At 67.7% G+C, this 20,463-nt stretch carries 22 protein-coding genes; 19 read left to right on the forward strand and 3 right to left on the reverse strand.

All coding sequences use genetic code 11. The annotated features are described in order from the left end of the window. The first annotated feature begins 86 nt into the window (after positions 1 to 86). The 4 genes from hpnK (at position 87) to C7402_RS34345 (ending at position 3,799) form a co-directional block, all read left to right on the forward strand. Entirely contained in the window at positions 87 to 986 is a 900-nt protein-coding gene (gene hpnK / locus C7402_RS34330) for a hopanoid biosynthesis-associated protein HpnK (RefSeq protein ID WP_116613748.1), read from the forward strand. Then, a complete protein-coding gene (locus tag C7402_RS34335) occupies positions 983 to 2,083 on the forward strand; it encodes a lysylphosphatidylglycerol synthase domain-containing protein (protein ID WP_116613749.1) in 1,101 nt (366 codons plus the stop codon). The genes hpnK and C7402_RS34335 overlap by 4 nt, the downstream gene beginning before the upstream one ends. 83 nt (positions 2,084 to 2,166) lie before the next feature. Continuing rightward, a complete protein-coding gene (locus C7402_RS34340; protein WP_244315003.1) occupies positions 2,167 to 2,748 on the forward strand; it encodes an outer membrane protein assembly factor BamE in 582 nt (193 codons plus the stop codon). Positions 2,749 to 2,773: 25 nt separating this feature from the next. Next, positions 2,774 to 3,799 (forward strand): patatin-like phospholipase family protein, encoded by a 1,026-nt coding sequence (locus C7402_RS34345; RefSeq protein WP_112174788.1) that lies wholly within the window; start codon positions 2,774 to 2,776, stop codon positions 3,797 to 3,799. Positions 3,800 to 3,818: 19 nt separating this feature from the next. Here C7402_RS34345 and C7402_RS34350 read toward each other — a convergent pair whose 3' ends face one another. The 3 genes from C7402_RS34350 to C7402_RS34360 form a co-directional block, all read right to left on the reverse strand. Beyond that, on the reverse strand, positions 3,819 to 4,157 hold the full coding sequence (locus C7402_RS34350; RefSeq protein WP_116613750.1) for a type II toxin-antitoxin system PemK/MazF family toxin: 339 nt from the start codon (positions 4,155 to 4,157) through the stop codon (positions 3,819 to 3,821). A gap of 6 nt (positions 4,158 to 4,163) precedes the next feature. Continuing rightward, positions 4,164 to 4,508 (reverse strand): AbrB/MazE/SpoVT family DNA-binding domain-containing protein, encoded by a 345-nt coding sequence (locus C7402_RS34355; protein WP_244315004.1) that lies wholly within the window; start codon positions 4,506 to 4,508, stop codon positions 4,164 to 4,166. Between the two features lie 139 nt (positions 4,509 to 4,647). After that, entirely contained in the window at positions 4,648 to 5,271 is a 624-nt protein-coding gene (locus tag C7402_RS34360) for a histidine phosphatase family protein (RefSeq protein WP_116613751.1), read from the reverse strand. A gap of 264 nt (positions 5,272 to 5,535) precedes the next feature. Between C7402_RS34360 and C7402_RS34365 the strand changes: the two genes are divergently transcribed. The 15 genes from C7402_RS34365 to C7402_RS34430 all read left to right on the forward strand — a co-directional run bounded on the left by C7402_RS34365 (position 5,536) and on the right by C7402_RS34430 (position 20,424). Further along, on the forward strand, positions 5,536 to 5,751 hold the full coding sequence (locus C7402_RS34365; RefSeq protein ID WP_116613752.1) for a CbtB domain-containing protein: 216 nt from the start codon (positions 5,536 to 5,538) through the stop codon (positions 5,749 to 5,751). A 13-nt stretch (positions 5,752 to 5,764) separates the two neighbouring features. Then, on the forward strand, positions 5,765 to 6,517 hold the full coding sequence (locus C7402_RS34370; protein WP_112174785.1) for a CbtA family protein: 753 nt from the start codon (positions 5,765 to 5,767) through the stop codon (positions 6,515 to 6,517). Between the two features lie 314 nt (positions 6,518 to 6,831). Continuing rightward, complete coding sequence (locus C7402_RS34375; RefSeq protein WP_112174784.1) at positions 6,832 to 7,521, forward strand: ABC transporter permease; 690 nt, start codon at positions 6,832 to 6,834, stop codon at positions 7,519 to 7,521. Positions 7,522 to 7,534: 13 nt separating this feature from the next. Then, complete coding sequence (locus C7402_RS34380; RefSeq protein WP_112174783.1) at positions 7,535 to 8,248, forward strand: ABC transporter permease; 714 nt, start codon at positions 7,535 to 7,537, stop codon at positions 8,246 to 8,248. A gap of 22 nt (positions 8,249 to 8,270) precedes the next feature. Further along, complete coding sequence (locus C7402_RS34385; protein ID WP_372460326.1) at positions 8,271 to 9,062, forward strand: ABC transporter ATP-binding protein; 792 nt, start codon at positions 8,271 to 8,273, stop codon at positions 9,060 to 9,062. 161 nt (positions 9,063 to 9,223) lie between these two features. Then, a complete protein-coding gene (locus tag C7402_RS34390) occupies positions 9,224 to 10,195 on the forward strand; it encodes a GlxA family transcriptional regulator (protein WP_224038654.1) in 972 nt (323 codons plus the stop codon). Between the two features lie 6 nt (positions 10,196 to 10,201). After that, a complete protein-coding gene (locus C7402_RS46520) occupies positions 10,202 to 10,414 on the forward strand; it encodes a hypothetical protein (protein WP_133254607.1) in 213 nt (70 codons plus the stop codon). Positions 10,415 to 10,443: 29 nt separating this feature from the next. Further along, the gene (locus C7402_RS34395) at positions 10,444 to 11,661 is read left to right on the forward strand and encodes an aspartate aminotransferase family protein (RefSeq protein WP_112174780.1); all 1,218 of its coding nucleotides are present in this window, start codon (positions 10,444 to 10,446) and stop codon (positions 11,659 to 11,661) included. Between the two features lie 52 nt (positions 11,662 to 11,713). Continuing rightward, positions 11,714 to 12,793, forward strand: a complete 1,080-nt coding sequence (gene aruF / locus C7402_RS34400) for an arginine/ornithine succinyltransferase subunit alpha (RefSeq protein WP_112174779.1) — start codon at positions 11,714 to 11,716, stop codon at positions 12,791 to 12,793. Continuing rightward, entirely contained in the window at positions 12,790 to 13,824 is a 1,035-nt protein-coding gene (astA, locus tag C7402_RS34405) for an arginine N-succinyltransferase (protein WP_116613753.1), read from the forward strand. The genes aruF and astA overlap by 4 nt, the downstream gene beginning before the upstream one ends. A gap of 2 nt (positions 13,825 to 13,826) precedes the next feature. Beyond that, a complete protein-coding gene (gene astD / locus C7402_RS34410) occupies positions 13,827 to 15,290 on the forward strand; it encodes a succinylglutamate-semialdehyde dehydrogenase (protein WP_112174777.1) in 1,464 nt (487 codons plus the stop codon). 9 nt (positions 15,291 to 15,299) lie between these two features. Next, entirely contained in the window at positions 15,300 to 16,640 is a 1,341-nt protein-coding gene (astB, locus tag C7402_RS34415) for an N-succinylarginine dihydrolase (RefSeq protein WP_116613754.1), read from the forward strand. Next, complete coding sequence (gene astE, locus C7402_RS34420) at positions 16,624 to 17,676, forward strand: succinylglutamate desuccinylase (protein ID WP_116613755.1); 1,053 nt, start codon at positions 16,624 to 16,626, stop codon at positions 17,674 to 17,676. Before astB ends, astE begins: the two co-directional genes overlap by 17 nt. Positions 17,677 to 17,924: 248 nt before the next feature. Further along, positions 17,925 to 18,716: an ABC transporter substrate-binding protein gene (locus C7402_RS34425; RefSeq protein WP_112174774.1), complete on the forward strand. Its 792-nt coding sequence runs from the start codon at positions 17,925 to 17,927 to the stop codon at positions 18,714 to 18,716. Positions 18,717 to 19,041: 325 nt separating this feature from the next. After that, positions 19,042 to 20,424 (forward strand): EAL and HDOD domain-containing protein, encoded by a 1,383-nt coding sequence (locus C7402_RS34430; protein ID WP_425273817.1) that lies wholly within the window; start codon positions 19,042 to 19,044, stop codon positions 20,422 to 20,424. The last annotated feature ends 39 nt before the right edge of the window (positions 20,425 to 20,463 follow it).

The following is a 20,463-nucleotide window of genomic DNA, read 5'->3' on the forward strand; positions in this document are numbered from 1 at the left end:
GAGATGCTCATGAGCTGGGACATGATGAAGCGGCGTCTGCGCGAAGGCGTGGAGTTCTTCCGCTTCCTGCGCGCGCACGAGGCATGATGGACCGCTTGTCCCGCGATGCCCGCGCGCTCATCTTCACCGCCGACGACTTTGGCCTGCACGAGCGGGTCAATGCGGCGGTGGAGCGCGCGCATCGCGAGGGCGTGCTCGACTGCGCGAGCCTGATGGTGGCCGCGCCCGCCGCGGCAGACGCCGTGGCGCGCGCGCGCCGCACGCCGGGCCTGCGCGTGGGCCTGCATCTGGTGCTGGCGGACGGCGCGCCGATGTTGCCGTGCGCGCAGATTCCCGCGCTCGTGAACGAGCAAGGGCGTTTCGGCGACAACATGGTGCGCGACGGCGTGCGTTTCTTCTTCCTGCCGCACGTGCGCCGGCAACTGGCGAAGGAAATTCGTGCGCAGTTCGAAGCATTCGCGGCGACCGGGCTCGCGCTCGATCACGTGAATACGCACAAGCATTTTCATCTGCATCCCACTGTGCTCGCGCTGATCCTCTCGATCGGACGCGACTACGGGTTGCGCGCGATGCGCCTGCCGCTGGAGGCGGGCGCGCCGCTGGCGCTCAGGCCGTGGCTCGCGCTCGTGCGCGCGCGTTTGGCGCGCGCGGGCGTGGCGCACAACGACTACGTGGTCGGCATCGCGAAGACGGGCGCAATGGACGAGGCCGCCGTGCTCGACGCGCTTGCGAATCTGCCCGCTCGCGGCGTGGGCGAGATCTACTGCCATCCGGCGCTCGCAGGCGAGGCGGGTGAAGCGCCCATCACGCCGTCGATGCAGACCTATCGCCACGCCGACGAATTCGGCGCGCTCGTTTCACCGCGTGTGGCCGCTGCGCTCGCGCAGGCGGGCGTGCGCCACGGCGGCTTCACCGACGTGTTCTTTGGAGCGGCTTCGGGCTCCGGTCCTGCGGCATCACGCGGCGCAGAGGTGCAGGCGTCATGAAGTGGCTTCAATGGCTGGGCCTGCCGCTCGGGATCGCCATCCTGATCGGTCTGGTCGTCCACAACGGCGCGCACGACGTGCTGCGCGTGATTGGCACGGCGGGTCCGGCGCTCCTTTGGCTCGTGCCGTTCCACGCGTTGCCGCTCCTGCTCGACGCGCAGGCGTGGCGCCTCTTGCTCGACAAGCGCGCGCCGCTCACGTTCCTCTGGTGGACCGCGACCGTGCGCGAAGCCGTGAACCGGCTGCTGCCCGCGGTGGGCGTGGGGGGCGAGCTCGTCGGCATTCGTCTCGCGCGCTGGAAGGTGCGCAATGCGAGCGAAGTCACGGCTTCGGTGATCGTCGAGGTGTTCGTGACGATCGCCGTCCAATATGCGTTCTCGGCGCTCGGCGTCGTGCTGATCGTTGCGGCGACCGGCGACGGCGGGTCGCTGCGCACCATCGTCACGATCGCGCTCGCGTTGCTGCTCTCGGCGCCGCTGCCCGTGCTCGCGGTGTTCCTCGTGCGGCGCGGCGGCGTGTTCCATGCGATCGAGCGCTGGGCCGCGCGCCTGCTCGGCACCGAAAACCCGCTTATGCAAGGTCTCGACGGCAAGCAGCTCGACGCCGACCTCGACGCGCTGATGTCGCGCACCGGCCTCATGTTCCGCGCGTTCTTCTGGCAGCTCGGCGGCTATATGCTCGGGGCCTTCGAGACCTGGTGGGCGCTCGCGCTGCTCGGTCATCCGGTCACGGTGGGCGATGCGCTCGCCATCGAAGCCATCACCCAGGCCGTGCGCCACGCGGCCTTCATGGTGCCCGCCGGCCTCGGCGTGCAGGAAGTCGCCGTGGTGCTGCTGGCCCAGCTTTTTGGCGTGAGCCAGGAAGTGGCGTTCTCGCTCGCGCTCGTGAAGCGCATGCGCGAAGTCGTGTTCGGCGTGCTCGCGCTGATTTCCTGGCAGGTGGCGGAGATTGTTCGCACGCGTCGTGCGGTGCGAGGCGAGGCGCCGTTGGGTGCACAGCCCGGCGCACAGCGCGACGCCAAACTGCCCGTCGTCGCGACCGTCGGCGCAAGCCCGCGCGGGCCTAAGCGGGGCACGCAGCACGATCAGGTCCATTGACGGTACATTGTGGGTATGTCGGTGCGCGCCGCCATTTCGGCGCGCACGTCGACGCAAGCCCATGTTGATGCGTTAGCAAGGACATGTTGCCCACGTTCTCATCCACGCGTTCGCTCGCGCTCGCGTGCGCCGCCATGGCGGCGTTCACGCTTTCCGGCTGCGACGACCGCCAGTTCGATGCCATGTTCGATTCGATCCGGCAGGGGTTCAAGGCGTTCTTCGATTCGGTGAAGCCCGACGCGCTGCTGCTCAAGGGCCTCACGCCCGGCGTCTCCACGCTCGATCAGGTGCGCGAGCAAATGGGCAAGCCCGAAACCGAGCGCGTGTTCGACGACGGCTCGCGCCGCCTCGAATATCCGCGCGGCCCGCAGGGGCTCAAGACGTGGATGGTCGATATCGGCCCGAACGGGCGGCTCGTGGCCATCACCCAGGCGCTCACGGCGGAGAACTTCGCGAAGATCCGCGTCGGCATGAGCGAGGACGAGGTGCGGCGTCTGCTGGGCAAGCCGGGGCAGGTGGCCGGCTACCGCTTGAAGAAGGAGACGGTGTGGAGCTGGAAGTGGCTGGAAGGGAGCGTGACGCCCGAAGCGTACTTCAACGTGCATTTCGGACCGGACGGGCGGGTCACGACGACCTCGCGCTCGGACATCATTCGCGGTCACTGACCGCTCGATACGCTGGGAGGCGCGCATGATGCAACGGCGACGGCCCAGGCGTGTGGGACTCGTGCTCGGCGGGGGCGCCGCGCGCGGCTGGGCCCATATCGGCGCGATCCGCGCGCTGGAGGAAGCGGGCATCAAGCCCGACGTGGTGTGCGGCACCTCGATCGGCGCGCTGGTCGGCGCCGTGTACGCGAACGGCGACCTCGACTGGCTCGAAGACTGGGTGGGCAAGCTCACCTGGCAAATCGTGGTGCGCCTGCTCGATTTGCGCTTGTCAGGCGGCCTGCTGGGCGGGCGCAAGGTGATCGACCTCTTTGCGCAGCAGTTCAACGGCCGCTCGATCGATGACCTGCGTCTGCCGTTCACGGCGGTCGCGACCGAACTCGACACCGGGCGCGAAGTCTGGTTGCGCGAGGGCGGCGTGGTGGACGCGGTGCGCGCCTCGATTGCGATTCCCGGCATCTTCACGCCGATCTGGCATGACGGCGTGTGGCTCGTGGACGGCGGCCTGAGCAATCCGGTGCCGGTGTCCGCCGCGCGCGCGATGCGCGCCGACACGGTTATCGCCATCGACCTCAATCACGACATTCTCAATGGCCGGGACCTGGGCGGCGCGCTCGACACGGTGCCGCGCGAGTTGCCCGTGGAGGTGAGCGAACCGCCGCCGGCCGAGCCATCGGGCGTTTCAGCCGACGGCGCGGCGAACGGCGAGGCCGCCCCGGAGCCGCTCATGCGCCGCAACGGCAAGCGTTTTCCGCGCTGGCTGCAACCGGCGGGGCCGGGCGCGACGGGTGGACCGGACGTGCGGGTGGCGCCGCCGCCCAGCACGCGCGTGCCTTCCATGCTGAGCTCGGTGGCGCAGAGCATCGACATCATGCAGGTGCGCATTACGCGCAGCCGGCTGGCGGGCGAGCCCGCCGACGTGCTGATCCAGCCGCGCCTGGGCGGCATGGGGATTTTCGACTTTCACCGGGCCGGGCCCGCCATCGAGGAAGGGCGCGCAGCCGTGCAGTACATGCTGCCCGCCATCAAGGCGCAGTTGGGACTGGACTAGGGCCTGGGGTGCGCCGTGGCTAAAGATTCAGGATGCCGGCCACGGCAAATTTCGCCGCCTCCAGTTCCTCGGCCGTCGCCGCTTCGCCTTTGTGCCGCCAGACCCTGCCCGCGAGGGATAGCGTGGTGATCTGGTCGGCCATCGCGACGCACGGCTTGCTCAAGCCGCTGATCGGGATTTCGGACTCCCATCCGTGAATGCTGCTGGTGATGGGCAGCCCGATGAAGCGGCTCGTGAGTTCGTTGAACTCGGCGTCGGTGAGCACGAGGGCAGGGCGATAGCCGCCCTGCTCATTGCCCGCGCCCGGCCCGACATTGAGCCAGAGAATATCGCCTGCGTCCGGTGTGCCGTTTCTCATGCGTTCTTACCATTGGTCAAAACGCGTGGGGTCATCGGGTCCGCCGATTTCGGTCCCCTGCGGCCGGCCAAAGTCGACGAGCGTGTGCGCTTCCAGCTTCCGCTCGCGCAACTGCTGCAAATAGCGCTCGCGCGAGAAGCGCCGGATTGCCGTATGCGGGCGAACCGTGAGCGACCCGTCTTCCACTTCGACCTCGACTTCCTGTCCTTCCGCGAGTCCCAGCTTTGCCGCAAGGCTGGCCGGAACGCGCACCGCAAGGCTGTTTCCCCAACGCTTCAGGGTTTGTATCGCCATTTCGTCCTCGTACTGAACTAGCCTTTTGGCCAGCAACGGAGTGAGCTTGATGTCCATACCTGATCGTGGTGTATCTACGTTGTTGATACAGCCTCGATGCTAGGCTTCGCATTTTGATGTGTCAACGCGTTGATACGCGTATCTTGATGCCCGCGTGACGTCTTATGGGCGCAGATCAAGGAATGCCCGGTCCGCTTCAGTCGAGCGCCGCGCGCCAGACCCAGCCGTGCGATGCGCGGCGCAGCGCCGTCACGCCAAGCGGCGCGATCTCCACCGAGCGAAAGCCCGCCGACGGCGCGCCCAGCGCGTGAAGGATCGCCGCGCGTATCACGCTCGCGTGCGTGAAGGCGATCACGTGGCCCTCGAAGTCACCCGGTTCGTCGAGCCATGCGCTCACGCGCGTGCGCACGTCTTCGAACGATTCACCGCCGCCGGGCGGCCTGAAGGCCGGATCGCGGGTCCATGCCGCAAGCGCTTCGGGCGCTTCAGGCGTTTCCCGCGCGATATCGGTGAGGCGCCGGCCTTGCCACGCGCCGTAGGCGGCTTCCCGTATCGCTTCGCAACTCGCCGCCGCCGGGAAACCGGCCGCCCGGGCGCTCGCACGGGCGATCGCGGCGGGGCTCGTCAGCACGCGCGGCGCCTCGTCGCCGGTTGCGGCGAGGCGCGCGTACCAGCGCTCTCGCCACGCGGCGAGCGCCTCGATCGCGCGGGCATCCAGTGCGCAGTCGCCGGCGTCGTCCTCGGGCTGCGCGCAGGGCAGCGTTGCCGAGCGCATCGCGGCGTTCGCCGCGTGACTGACCAGCCAGACCGTCGTTGGCATCGTGTTCCTTGACTCCGTGCTTTGCCGTGTTTCGCGGCGGTTCGCATCCGGCCTTCGCGAGGCCGCCGCAGCGCGTAGAATACAGGCTTCACGACACGCGGAAGCCGGTGCAAGTCCGGCGCGGTCGCGCCACTGTAACTGGTTGCCCTCGAAAGTATCAACGCGCATCAATGCGCATCGAAGCCGCAACGGGAGTCAGACCTGCGCGTCGTGTACCCGTCTTTTCAACGACTATCGGGGCGCGTAACCCCAGGAGAAGTCCACATGTCCCAAGCCTCATTGCCCCTGCACGCACCGGCTGCACCGGCGCCCATTCCACTGCGCGAAATCCTGCCGTGGGCCATCTTCGGCGGCCTCATGCTGCTGCTCGCGCTGTATTTCGTTGGCGCGGAGCAGGGCGCGACGGCGATCTTCCAGGGCATGTACGTCCACGAGTTCGTGCACGACGGCCGCCATCTGCTCGGCTTCCCCTGCCACTGACCGGGGGCCGAACATGGTAGGCAAGTTGCTGGTGCGCGGGATGCTTGCAGGCATCGCCGCGGGACTCCTCACGTTCGGATTCGCGAAAATCGCAGGCGAGCCGCAGGTCGATCAGGCGATCTCCTTCGAAGAGAAAGCCGACGCCGCGAAGGGCGAGGCCCCCGAACCCGAGATCGTGAGCCGCGAGACGCAGGCGAGCTACGGTCTCTTCACGGGCGTGATGGTGTATGGCGCATCGATCGGCGGGCTGTTCGCGCTCGTGTTCGCTTTCGCGCATGGCCGCGCCGGGCGGCTTTCGCCGCGCGCACTGTCCGCCTGGCTCGCGCTGGCGGCCTTCGTCGCGATCTATCTGGTGCCGAACATCAAGTACCCGGCGAACCCGCCCTCGGTCGGCGATCCGGAGACCATCGGCTATCGCACCGGGCTCTTCTTCCTGATGATCGCGATCTCCATCGCTGTGTCGGTGTTCTCGCTGAAGGTGCGCGCCGCCTTCGTGCCGAGGCTTGGCGTATGGAACGCGTCGATCGCGGCGCTCGTGCTGTTCGTCGTCGTGATCGGCGCGATCCAGCTCGCCCTGCCGACGATCAACGAGGTGCCCGCCGGGTTCCCGGCCGTGCTGCTGTGGAAATTCCGCGCCGTATCGATCGGCATGCAGGTGATTCTCTGGACCACCATCGGGCTGCTTTTCGGTGCGCTCGCCGAGCGCCTCGTGGGCGCGAACGCCCGCGCGGGCGGCGCGCGCGGCGCACAGACGCGCGCTGCCTGAGTGCCTGCCTGAGCGCCTGCCGGGCCGCTGGGCGCGCGCCGCGCGCCTATCGCAAAAGCGACCCGAAACTTGCGAAAACGCCCCGCTTGCCGGGGCGTTTTTTTTGCCTTTCAAATCCATCGCGGCCACAACGGTGCGGGCCATTGCGGCTGCGGCCGGGCATCGTGTTGCCATGCTGCACTGCAATATCCGCGCCGCCCCGGTTTGAACGATCAATTTTGCACTGAGACGATCCGCGCCAACTCACCCGGTTTCGGCGGCGCCGCAAGCGCCGCGCGAAGCCGCCGACAACACGACTTGACCCGGAGACGCGCGTGTTCCTCTACGGCTTTGGCCCGGTGCTTCTCGCCGGCACGATCCAGACCATCGAACTTTCGCTGCTCTCGCTAGGCGTGGCCGTCCTGCTCGGACTCGCGGGCGCGGCGGCGAAGCTCTCGTTCAACCGGCCGCTCGCGGCCGTGGCGACCGCCTATACGACGCTGATCCGCTCCGTGCCCGACCTCGTGCTGATGCTGCTGCTGTTCTACAGCATCCAGATCGGCGTGAACGAGGCCACCGACGCGCTCGGCATGGCGCAGATCGACATCGACCCGTTCGTGGCCGGCGTCATCACGCTCGGCTTCATCTACGGCGCGTACTTCACCGAAACCTTTCGCGGCGCGTTTCTCGCCGTGCCGCGCGGCCAGCTCGAAGCGGGCCACGCCTACGGCATGAGCGGGGCACGTGTGTTCGCCCGCATCCTGTTTCCGCAGATGATGCGTTTTGCGCTGCCCGGCATCGGCAACAACTGGCAGGTGCTCGTGAAGGCGACGGCGCTCGTGTCGATCATCGGTCTCGCCGATGTCGTGAAGGCCGCCCAGGACGCGGGCCGCAGCACCTTCAACCTGTTCTTCTTCCTCGTGATCGCGGCGCTCATCTACCTCGCGATCACCACCATCTCGAACTTCGCGCTCATCTGGCTCGAACGCCGCTATTCGGTGGGCGTGCGTCACGCGCAACTGTGAGGCCAAGGCCGCCATGAACGAAATCATCCAGCAATTCGGCCGCGCGTTCCTCTACTGGGACGGCGAGCATGTTTCGGGCCTCGCGATGACGCTGTGGCTGCTCGTGATCTCCGTCGCCTTCGGCTTCGTGTGCGCGGTGCCGCTGGCGGTAGCGCGCGTATCGAGCCGCCGCTGGGTCTCGCTGCCGGTGCGCTTTTACACCTATGTGTTTCGCGGCACGCCGCTCTACGTGCAGTTGCTGCTCATTTACACGGGCGTGTACAGTCTCGCGTTCATCCGCTCGGAGCCGCTGCTCGACGCGTTCTTTCGCAGCGGCCTGAACTGCGCGATTCTTGCGTTCGCGCTCAACACCTGCGCCTACACCACGGAGATTTTCGCGGGCGCGATTCGCGCCACCTCGCACGGCGAAGTGGAAGCCGCGCGCGCCTACGGCATGAGCCCGTTCACGATGTACTGGCGCGTGGTCCTGCCTTCGGCGCTGCGCCGCGCACTGCCGCTGTACAGTAACGAAGTGATCCTGATGCTGCACGCGACCACGGTGGCCTTCACGGCGACGGTGCCCGACATCCTCAAGGTCGCGCGCGACGCCAACTCGGCCACCTACCGCTCGTTCGAGTCGTTCGGCCTCGCGGCGCTGATCTACTGTGCGGTATCGTTCGTGCTGGTGGCTGCGTTCCGCCGCGCCGAAAAACGCTGGCTCGGCCATCTCGCCGTGCGCACCCGCTGATTCACCGGAAACATTGGAGACCATCTTGGCTCAGACGCAATCCTCAGACAGCAAGCTCGTCGCGCGCGACATCCACAAGCGCTACGGCGACAACGAGGTGCTCAAGGGCGTCTCGCTCGACGCGAAGAAGGGCGACGTGATCAGCATCATCGGCGCGAGCGGCTCGGGCAAGAGCACGTTCCTGCGCTGCATCAATTTTCTCGAGAAGCCGAACGCGGGCGAGATCGTCGTGGACGGCGAGACCGTGCGCACGAAGGCGGGCCGCAACGGCGACCTCGACGTGGCCGACCACAAGCAGTTGCAGCGCATTCGCACGAAGCTCGCCATGGTGTTCCAGCACTTCAATCTCTGGTCGCACATGAATGTGCTGGAGAACGTGATGGAAGCGCCCGTGCACGTGCTCGGCGTGCCGCGCAAGGAAGCCGAGGAGCGCGCGCGCCAGTATCTGGAGAAAGTGGGCCTGGCACCCCGTGTGGAGAAGCAGTATCCCTCGCATCTCTCGGGCGGCCAGCAGCAGCGCGTGGCGATTGCGCGCGCGCTCGCCATGCACCCCGACGTCATGCTGTTCGACGAGCCGACTTCGGCGCTCGACCCCGAACTCGTGGGCGAAGTGCTCAAGGTGATGCAAAAGCTCGCCGAGGAAGGCCGCACGATGATCGTCGTCACGCACGAGATGGGCTTCGCGCGCAATGTGTCGAATCACGTGATGTTCCTGCATCAGGGGCGCACGGAGGAAGAGGGCGCGCCCACCGACGTGCTTGGCGCGCCGAAGAGCGAGCGCCTGCGCCAGTTCCTCTCGGGCAGCCTCAAGTAAGCGGCGCCCCGCGCGCTTTCGGTTTATCGCTCTCGATGGTTCGTTCCTCCGTTTCCCTTTCCGCCTCCGCTCCCGCCGCCACTGCGGCGCTCGGGCAGGCGCCTGCGTCCCGCGCCGGCCGCACGACCCAGGTGGCGATCGTCGCGCTGCCGCCCGTTTCGATGTCGGGCGTGGGCCCGATCGTCGACGCGCTCAATCTCGCCAACGAGATCGACGGCCGCGCGCTGTACCGCTGGCAGATGTGCTCGTGGAACGGCCGCCCCGTGCCGCTCGCGGGCGGCGCGCAATGGCCCGCCGACTGCGCGTTCGGCGACGCGGTGTCGGCCGACTGGCTCATCGTCGTGACCGAGCGCTACCAGCAGTTCGCGGACTACCGGCTCTTCCTCGCGAGCCTCGCGCGCGTGGGGCAGCGCACGCCGCTCGTCACGGGCATTCACCACGGCATCTGGTGGCTCGCGATGGCGGGGCAGTTGCAGGGCTACCGCGTGGCCGTGAACTGGGAGACGTACCAGCAGTTCTCCGAGCAGTTCGAGCGCACCATCGTCACGCAGCACATCTACGAAATCGACCGCGACCGCGCGACCTGCGCGGGCGGCCAGGCCACGCTCGATTTCATGCTCGCGATGATCGGGCGCGATCACGGACCCGAGCTTGCCGAGCGCATCGCCGACGCGCTTGGCGCGAGCACATTGCGCAGCGGCGACGAGCGCCAGCGCATCCCGTATGTGACCGCGCCGGGCGAGCGCCATCCGCGCATGAACGACGCGCTGATGCTCATGGAAGCGAATATCGAAGACCCGCTCACCACCGACGAGATCGCGAATCTCGTGGGCGTGTCGCGGCGTCAGCTCGAGCGGCTCTTTCGCCAGTATCTCGGCGCGATGCCGTCGAAGTATTACCTAGGCCTGCGCCTCGCCAAGGCGCGCTCGCAGTTGCAGCGCACCAGCAAGTCGGTCGTGCAGATCAGCCTCGCGTGCGGGTTTTCGTCGGCGGCGCATTTTTCGAACGCGTACCGCGAGCGCTTCGGCGTGACGCCGCGCGAGGATCGCCGCAACTGGATCGAGCGCCAGCACGGCGGGGCGGCCACCGAGCCGCGCGCGGGCGCGCTCGTCGAGCGGCCGGAAGTGGAGTGAGCGCGCGTGGCGGGCGGTGAGCGACGGATCGCAGCATGCCGCACGCCCGCTTTTGATGTTTCGCTACGTTTCGCACGAAAAAACGCGTCGCGCCTGCGCAAGACGATTATTCCGGGCTTGCCTACACTGGCTGTTATCGCCACGAATCGCCGCGAAGGCTTTCGCCCGAAAGCGGACTCGGGCCCGCGCGGCACCGACCCTGAATTCGATACGCACTGAGCTACGCATTTAGCCAAAGAGGAATCGCCATGAACGACCAGACTGTGAGCCGCAAGACCTTCGACGAAGTAATGGTGCCGTGTTTCTCGCCCGCGCCGTTCGTGCCGGATCGCGGCGTCGGCTCGCGCGTGTGGGACACCGAGGGCCGCGATTACATCGACTTTGCGTGCGGCATCGCCGTGACCTCGCTCGGCCACGCGAACCCCGAGTTGCTGCACGTGCTGCACGAGCAGGGCGGCAAGCTCTGGCACATCGGCAACGGCTACACCAACGAGCCGGTGCTGCGCCTCGCGAGCAAGCTCGAAGCGCTCACCTTTGCCGATCGCGCGTTCTTCGCGAACTCGGGCGCCGAGGCCAACGAAGCGGCGCTCAAGCTCGCACGCCGCGTGGCGTTCGAGCGCCACGGCGCCGACAAGTTCGAAATCATCTCGTTTGCGCAGTCGTTCCACGGCCGTACGTTCTTTACCGTGAGCGTGGGCGGCCAGCCCAAGTACTCCGAAGGCTTCGGCCCGGTGCCGGGCGGCATCACGCATCTGCCGTACAACGACATCGAGGCGGCGAAGCGCGCGATCGGCGCGCAGACCTGCGCCGTGATCGTCGAGCCGGTGCAGGGCGAGGGCGGCGTGATTCCCGCCGATCCCGCGTTCCTGCGCGCGCTGCGCGAAGCCTGCGACGCGCACGGCGCGCTGCTGATTTTCGACGAGGTGCAAACCGGCGTGGGCCGCACGGGCCACTTCTACGCGTACGAAGATACGGGCGTCACGCCCGACATCCTCACCACGGCCAAGGCGCTCGGCAACGGCTTCCCGATCGGCGCGATGCTCACCACCGAGCCGATCGCCGCGCACTTCAAGGTGGGCGTGCACGGTACGACCTACGGCGGCAATCCGCTGGGCGCGGCGATCGCGGCCAAGGTGGTCGAACTCGTGAGCGATCCGGCGCTGCTGGCGGGCGTGCGTGCACGCGGCGAAGCGATTCGCGCCAGGCTCGCGAAGCTCAACGAGCGCTTCGACCTGTTCAAGGAAGTGCGCGGCAAGGGCCTCCTGATCGGCGCGGAACTCAATGCGCGCTTCGCGGGCCGCGCGAAAGACTTCAACGCGGCGGCCGCGAACCGCGGCGTGATGATGCTGATCGCCGGGCCGGATGTGCTGCGTTTCGCGCCCTCGCTCATCATTCCGGAAGCCGATTTGAACGAGGGCTTCGCGCGCCTCGAACAGGCTTTCGAAGACGTCATCGGCACGCGCTGAAATTCGCGCGTTTTCGCTCAACCGCAACCCCAGCGCACTCACAGGACCGACGATGCTATTCGTTCGCCCCGCCAGACTGGCCGATCTCGACGCGATCGCCCAGATGGCGCGCACCGCGCAGCCGGTGCTGCATTCGCTGCCGCACGACCGGGCGGCGCTCGAGGCGCGTATCGCGCTTTCCGAGGATTCGTTTCGGGCGGAGGTGGACTTCCCCGGTGAGGAGTTCTACCTGTTCGTGCTCGAAGATTCCGCCACCGGGCGGCTCGTGGGCACGTCGAGCATCGTGGCCGCGGCCGGTTACGCGGAGCCGTTCTACGCGTTTCGCAACGACGCGTTGATCCACGCCTCGCGCGAGCTGCACGTGAACCGCAAGATCCACGCGCTCACGATGTCGCACGAACTCACGGGCAAGAGCCGCCTCGCGGGCTTTTATATCGAGCCTGCGCTGCGCGGCGAGGCGGCCGCGCACCTGATGTCGCGCGCACGCATGATGTATGTCGCGATGAACCGCCGGCGCTTCACGCCCGAGGTGTTTTCGCTGCTGCTCGGCGTGACCGACGACGCGGGCGCGTCGCCGTTCTGGGAAGCGGTGGGGCGCAAGTTCTTCGGACGCGATTTCAAGGACATCGAACTGGCCTCGGGCGGGCGCAGCCGTACCTTCATCGCCGAGGTGATGCCCGCTTACCCGCTCTATGTGCCGCTCTTGCCGGAACCCGCGCAGCGCGTGCTCGGCGAGCCGGACCCGAGCGCCTTGCTCGCCTACGAGATTCATCTGGAAGAGGGCTTCGAGCCGGACCGCTACGTCGATATCTTCGACGCGGGCCCGGTGCTGACCGCACAAGTGGACCGCACGGCTTCGGTGGCCGGCAACGAGACGCGCACGGTGCGTGAAGTTGCGCTCGCAACGAATGCGCAAGGCGCGGCGTATCTGGTCGCAAGCCAGCGCGCGGGCGAATTCCGCTGCGTGCTTGCCACCCTGCCCGAAAGCGAGAAGGGCGCCGGGATCATCGCGCCGCTCGACGCCGCCGCGCGCGCCGCGCTCGGCGTGCAGGACGGCGAACCGGTGCGCTGCGCGCCGCTCTATCGCGCCACCCCGCAAACGGAAAATGCTTACATGGGAGACGCACAATGATCGTGGTACGCGTCGTGCAAACGGGCGACGTGGACGCGCTCGTCGCGCTCGCTCAGGAAACGGGCCCCGGCCTCACCACCTTCAAGCCGGACCGCGAGGCGCTCAAGGCGCGCATCGAGCGCACGCGGCGCACGCTGGCGGGCGAGGCCGCGCCGCGCGAAGCCGGTTACTTCTTCGTGATGGAAGACAGCGAGACGGGCGACGTGGCCGGCGTGTGCGGCATCGAAACGGCGGTGGGGCTGGAGCAGCCGTTCTACAACTATCGCGTGAGCACGGTGGTGCACGCGAGCCAGGAACTGGGCATCTGGACGCGCATGCGCGCGCTCAACATCTCGCACGATCTCACGGGCTATGCCGAGGTCTGCTCGCTCTTTCTCTCGCCGCGTTACCGTACGGGCGGCATGGGCAGCCTGCTTTCGCGCTCGCGCTTCATGTTCATCGCGCAGTTTCGCGAGCGCTTTCCCGAACGCCTGTGCGCGGAACTGCGCGGCCATTTCGATTCGGAGGGCACGTCGCCGTTCTGGCGCGCCGTCGGTTCGCACTTCTATCAGATCGATTTCAACGCCGCCGACTATCTCAGTTCGCACGGTCGCAAGTCGTTTCTCGCGGAACTGATGCCGCGCTACCCGGTGTACGTCGAACTGCTGCCCGAGGAGGCGCAGGCCTGTGTGGGTCTCACGCATGCCGATACCATTCCCGCGCGCCGCATGCTCGAAGCCGAGGGGCTGCGCTACGAGAATCACGTCGATATCTTCGACGCGGGTCCGGTGCTCGAATGCCATGTCGGCGACCTGCGCACGGTGCGCGACAGCGTGCTGGTGCCGGTCGAGATCGGCGCGGCGCAAGCAGAGGCGGGCGTGCGCTCGCTCGTCTCGAACACGTCGCTCGGCGATTTTCGCGTGGGCTTCGCGCCGGGCGTCGTGCACGACGGCGTGCTCACGCTGAGCGCCCAGGAGGCGGCGTCGCTCAACGTCGCGGCGGGCGAGCTGGTGCGCGTGCTCGGCCCCGCTCCGCAGCAACACAAAGGATGACCATGAACGAGCTTTACATCGATGGGCAATGGGGCGCGGCTTCGGGCCACGCGTTCGCCTCGCGCAATCCCGGCACCGGCAAGACGGTGTGGAGCGGCCATGCTGCAAGCGAAAGCGATGTCGATCGCGCGGTCAACGCCGCGCGCCGCGCATTCGCCGAGTGGTCGCAAACGCCGCTCGAAACGCGCTGCGAAATCGTCAAGCGCTTCGCCGCGCTCGTCACCGAAAAGAAGGAAATGCTCGCCCAGGCTATCGGCCGCGAGACGGGCAAGCCGCTCTGGGAAGCGCGCACCGAAGCGGCTTCGATGGCCGCGAAGGTCGCCATCTCGATCACGGCATACGGCGAGCGCACCGGCGAAAAGCGTGCGCCGATGGCCGATGGCGAGGCGGTGCTGCGCCATCGCCCGCATGGCGTCGTCGCCGTGTTCGGGCCGTATAACTTTCCGGGCCATTTGCCCAACGGCCATATCGTGCCCGCGCTGATCGCGGGCAATGCCGTGGTGTTCAAGCCATCCGAGCTTGCGCCTGACGTTGCGCGCGCAACGGTCGAGTTATGGCACGAAGCGGGCTTGCCCGCGGGCGTGCTGAACCTCGTGCAGGGCGAGCGCGACACGGGTGTCGCGCTCGCCAATCACCGGCAGATCGACGGCCTCTTCTTCACGGGCAGCTCCGACACGGGCACGCTGCTGCACCGCCAGTTCGGCGGGCGGCCCGAGATCGTGCTGGCACTGGAGATGGGCGGCAACAATCCGCTCGTGGTCGCGCAGGTCGAGGACATCGACGCGGCCGTGCATCACGCGATCCAGTCGGCGTTTCTCTCGGCGGGACAGCGCTGCACCTGCGCGCGCCGCATGCTGGTGCCCTCGGACGCATTCGGCGAGCGCTTTCTCGCGCGCTTCGTCGAAGTGAGTTCGCGCATCACGGTGGGCGAGTACGACGCCGAGCCGCAACCGTTCATGGGCGCCGTGATTTCGGCGCGCGCGGCGGCCAAGCTCGTGGCCGCGCAGGCGCAGTTGCAAGCGCGCGGCGCACGCACCTTGCTGCCGATGGCGCAACGCGATGCGGCGCTCGGTTTCGTGACTCCCGCAATCCTCGACGTGACCGGTGTGGCCGATCTGCCGGATGAGGAGCACTTTGGGCCGCTCGTGCAGATCACCCGCTACGCGGGCTTCGACGACGCCATCGCGCAGGCCAACAACACGGCCTTCGGCCTCTCGGCGGGTCTGCTCGCCGACGACGAAGCGCTGTGGCAGCGCTTCACGCGCGAGATTCGCGCGGGCGTGGTGAACTGGAACCGGCCGACCAACGGCGCGTCGAGCGGTGCGCCGTTCGGCGGCTCGGGGCGTTCGGGCAATCACCGGCCGAGCGCGTATTACGCAGCCGATTACTGCGCCTACCCGATGGCCTCGGTGGAAAGCGCGCAATTGCAGATGCCCGCGAGCCTTTCGCCGGGCCTCCACTTCTAAGGAACGACGATGCAAACCCTTGAAGCCAACTTCGACGGACTCGTCGGCCCCACGCATAACTACGCCGGGCTGTCGTTCGGCAACGTCGCCTCGCAAAGCAACGAGAAGTCCGTGGCCAACCCGCGCGCCGCCGCGCAGCAGGGCCTGCGCAAGATGAAGCGGCTCGCCGATCTCGGCTTTGCGCAGGGCGTGCTGCCGCCGCAGGAGCGCCCGTCCATTCGCTTGCTGCGCGAACTGGGTTTCGGCGGTAAGGATGCCGAAGCGATTGCGCGCGCCGCGAAGGAGGCGCCCGAACTGCTCGCCGCGGCAAGCTCGGCTTCGGCCATGTGGACCGCGAACGCGGCCACGGTGAGCCCCTCGGCCGACACGCCGAACCGGCGCGTGCATTTCACGCCCGCGAACCTTTGCAGCAAGCTGCATCGCGCGATCGAGCACGAGGCCACGCGCCGCACGCTCGGCACGGTGTTCGCGGACCCGGCGCACTTCATGGTGCACGACGCGCTGCCCGGCACGCCCGCGCTCGGCGATGAGGGGGCGGCAAACCACACGCGTTTTTGCGCGCAGTACGGCGAGCGCGGCGTGGAGTTCTTCGTCTACGGGCGCAGCGAATATCGCCGCGGGCCGGAGCCGAAGCGCTACCCCGCGCGGCAGACTTTCGAGGCGAGCCGCGCGATTGCGCAGCGCCACGGCCTGAGCGACGCAGGCACGGTGTTCGCGCAGCAGAACCCCGATGTGATCGACGCGGGCGTGTTCCACAACGACGTGATCGCAGTGGGCAACCGCAGCACGCTGTTCTGTCACGAGCGCGCGTTCGTCGAGCAGAAGGCGGTGTACGACGAACTGCGCACGAAGCTCGCGGCCCACGACGCGCCGTTTCATGTGATCGAAGTGCCCGAGGCGCGCGTGAGCGTGGCGGACGCGGTCTCGTCGTATCTGTTCAACAGCCAGTTGCTGAGCCGCGCCGACGGCACGCAGATTCTCGTCGTGCCGCAGGAGTGCTGCGAGAATCCGCACGTGGCAATCTATCTTGACGAACTGGTGGCGAGCAGCGGGCCCATCGACGAGGTGCTCGTGTTCGATCTGCGCGAGAGCATGAAGAACGGCGGCGGCCCTGCGTGCCTGCGCTTGCGTGTCGCGCTCACCGACGAGGAGCGCGCCGCGACGGCGCCGGGCGTGTGGATGAACGACGCGCTCTTCACGCGCCTCGACGGCTGGATCGAACGGCACTATCGCGACCGGCTCGCGCCGCAGGATCTCACCGATCCGGCGCTGCTCGTCGAGTCGCGCACGGCGCTCGACGAGCTGACGCAGATTCTCGGGCTCGGATCGCTCTATGACTTCCAGCGCTGATACGCCCGTCACGCCGCTTGCGGATTTTCTCGGCTACACGCTCGCGGGCGAGCGCCCCGCGACGCCCGGCGAGGCGCGCGGCGAATGCGCGAGCGGCGTGCGCTGGCAGTGGCATGACGAGGGCGTGCTCGAACTCGAACCGGCGCATGGGGACGCTGCCACGCGCAGCGTGCTGCTCTCGGCGGGCGTGCACGGCGACGAGACCGCGCCGATCGAATTGCTCTCGCAACTCGTGGCCGACCTCGCGGCGGGCCGCGCGCCGCTCGCCTGCCGGGTGCTCGTGGTGCTCGGCAACGCGGGCGCGATGCGCGCGGGCGAGCGCTATCTCGACGACGATCTCAATCGCCTGTTCGGCGGCCGCCATGCCCGCGTGCCGCAAAGCCGCGAAGCGCCGCGCGCCGTCGCGCTCGAAGCGATGGTGGAGCGCTTTTTCGCGCGCGCCGGGCAGGCGCCGCTGGCGCGCTGGCATCTCGACATGCATACGGCGATTCGCGCGTCCGCGTTCGAGCAGTTCGCGCTGCTGCCGCATACGGGCGAGCGGCCCTCACGCGCCATGCTCGAATGGCTCGCCGACGCACGCATCGCGGCCGTGCTGATTCACACGGAGAAGGGCCCCACCTTGTCGTCGTTTGCGGCCGAAACGTGCGGCGCGCTTGCCTGCACGCTCGAACTGGGCAAGGTGCGGCCTTTCGGCCAGAACGACCTCGCGCGCTTCGCGAGCGCGGATGCCGCCGTGCGCCGCCTCGTGGCGGGCGAGACGCCTTCGCTCGATACCGCGCCGATGCCGCGCGTCTTCACGGTGATCGGCCAGATCACAAAGCAAAGCGATGCGCTCAAGCTCCACGTCGCCGCCGATGTGCCCAACTTCACGCCCTTCGCGCGCGGCGAGGTGCTGGCCGAGGACGGCGCGTACCGCTATGTCGTGGAGCACGACGAGGAGCGCATCGTGTTTCCGAATCCGGGCGTGAAGCCCGGTTTGCGCGCGGGCCTGCTCGTCGTCGACACCACCCGGGAGACGCTCGCCGCGCTCGCCTGAGCGCGCGCTTGCGCATCCACGACACCCAATTGCATGTTCAGCGCCCCGCGCCGGCCGCAGGCTACGCGCGGAGGCTCGCGTGCGCGCGCGGTACAATGCCGCCCGCGCGCATGTTGCGGCGCACCAAACCGGGTGCCTGCGATTGAGCCGTGATTTTGGCGCAGCGATCCTGTGCCGGCGCCCGCAGCCCGTCGATTTGCCTGACCGGTCCCTGCCGGCGCCACTTATCTGACTGGAACGAGACACTGATGAAGATGAACTGGAACAAGCTGGCAACGCTCGCATTCTGCGCAGCCGCCATGACGGCCGGCGCCGCGCATGCAGCCGATATCAAGGAAGTCCGCTTCGGCCTGGAGGCGTCGTACGCGCCGTTCGAATCGAAGACGCCCGCGGGTGAGCTGCAAGGCTTCGATATCGACGTGGGTAACGCCGTTTGCGCGAAGCTCAAGGCGAAGTGCGTGTGGGTGGAGAACTCGTTCGACGGCCTGATTCCGGCGCTCCAGGCGCGCAAGTTCAATGCGATCAACTCGGACATGTCGATCACGGACCAGCGCCGCCAGGCCATCGACTTCACCGACCCGATCTACGCGATTCCGAACCAGATGATCGCGAAGAAGGGCAGCCCGCTGCTGCCCACGCCCGAGTCGCTCAAGGGCAAGCACGTGGGCGTGCTCCAGGGCACGATCCAGGAAACCTACGCGAAGGCGAAGTGGGCGCCCGCGGGCGTCGACGTCGTGCCGTACCAGACCCAGGACCAGATCTACGCGGACCTCGTTGCGGGCCGCCTCGACGCCTCGTTCCAGGACGCCGAAGCCGCTTCGAAGGGCTTCCTGAACAAGCCGCAGGGCGCGGGCTTCGCGTTCGCGGGCCCGCAGGTCGTGGACGCCAAACTGCTCGGCGAAGGCGTGGGCTACGGCCTGCGCAAGAACGACGCGGCGCTCAAGGCCGCGCTCAACGGTGCGCTCAAGGACCTCAAGGCCGACGGCACGCTCGATCGCATCGCCGCGAAGTACTTCGACGTGAAGGTCGTGCTCAAGTAATCGCGCGGCCTGTATTACCGTAAGCGCGATGGCCGGCCGGCCGGATGATGTCCGGCCGGTCGGTCTTGTTTTGAGTCATTTGATTCGGATTCCATATCAAGTATCGAGCCGGTCGTGCCGCGCGACGCTGTGTAAGCCGGACGGAAGCTCGAAAAACCCGCGAAAAATCCGCTGAATCGACGCGATCTTCATTTCAGAGTCTTACCGGCCAGGATAAAATCGACCGCAGAACGAGCCGCGGCCGGCGTTTGCGCAAACGGTTGCGGCATGCCAAGAGACAAGGACCAGGGCGTCGCCACGAACGCGACGCCGCGCGGGGGATCCCATGAGCTTGAACGCCGCAGACCGGCTGCAAATGTCAGGAGTCGCGGGCGACGCGTCGCCGGAACAGGCCGGCCCGCCCATCGATGTGTACTTCGCCCGCCTGCCCATGCTGGACCGGGAAGGCTTGCTCTGTGCGTTCGAGACGCTGCCGCGCCTCATCGACAGGCGCGAGGCCGCCGATATCGAACGCGAGGCCGAAGCCGCCGCGAAAGATATCGCCGCCGGCATGCCGCCCAAACCTTCCGCCACCGGCTCGGCGCTGATCGGCGCGTTCAGCGCGCCCGCCTTGCGCGCCGCGCTGGCGGGGCATCCGGCGTGGCTCGACATGACGCGCGATGCGCTCTTTGACGACGCCTTGCAGCGCGTGAGCGCCGAGCGCGTGATGCTCGAACTGCCGGTGGATATCGGCGCGGACCCGGAACTCATCGCGCGGCTCATTGCGCTGCACCGGCGCCGCTACCGCTTCGCGCTCGACCACGTGTCGAAGGCGGACGAGTCGTTTGCGAAGCTGCTGCCGTATGTGGACGCCATCAAGATCGACATCCGCGAGATCGCGCCCGCGCTGCTGCCCAAATTCGCGAGCGTGATGAAGTCGGCGGGCAAGCTGCTCGTCGCCATGGGCGTCGAGACGCAGGAAGACTATCAGCGCGCGCACGACCTCGGTTTCGACCGTTTCCAGGGCTATTACTTCGCGAAGCCGCACGGCGGCGCGCGGCGCTCCAGCGCGCCGCGCCAGGCGCTTTTGAATCTGCTTCATCTGCTTGCCGCCGAACCCACTGTCGCGCAGCTCGAAGCGGAGCTCAAACTCAATCCCGTGCTCGTGATGCATCTCATGCGCCTTGCCAACTCGGGCAGCATGAACATCGGGCGCAAGGTGACGACGCTGCGCGAGGCGATCAACGCCACCGGCACCAACGCCATCGCGCGCTGGACGCAACTGCTGCTCTACGCGGACGGCCGCAAGATCGCCGCCGAGGACGATCCGCTGCTGCAACTCGTGGCCACGCGCGCGCGCTTCATGGAAGTCGCCGTGACGCAACTGGCCAAGGCGCATCTCGAAGAGGAAGACGCGGCGTTCCTCGTGGGCGTGTTCTCGTTTGTCGAGGCGGTGTTCGGCGGCTCGCTCGAAGGCACGCTCGAAGTGCTCACGCTCGCGCGGCCGATCCGCACGGCCATCGTGAAGCGTGAGGGCGTGCTCGGGCGTTTGCTGGATCTGTCCGAGGCGCTAGAACGCGCGGACTGGGCGCGCGTGGATGCACTGTGTCAGGAGCTTGCGCCGCTCGACGCGGCCACGGTCGCGGCGCTTTCGCTGGCGGCTGCGGAATGGGCGGGCACGTCCGGGCGCAATGCCGAGGACGAAGGGCTGGAGCGCATCGAGGACTGAGCCGGAACCGAAGGGCAGGGTGGCGCGACGGTGCGCCAC

It is taken from the genome of Paraburkholderia unamae (genome assembly GCF_003096875.1).
GTDB classification, from domain to species: domain Bacteria; phylum Pseudomonadota; class Gammaproteobacteria; order Burkholderiales; family Burkholderiaceae; genus Paraburkholderia; species Paraburkholderia unamae.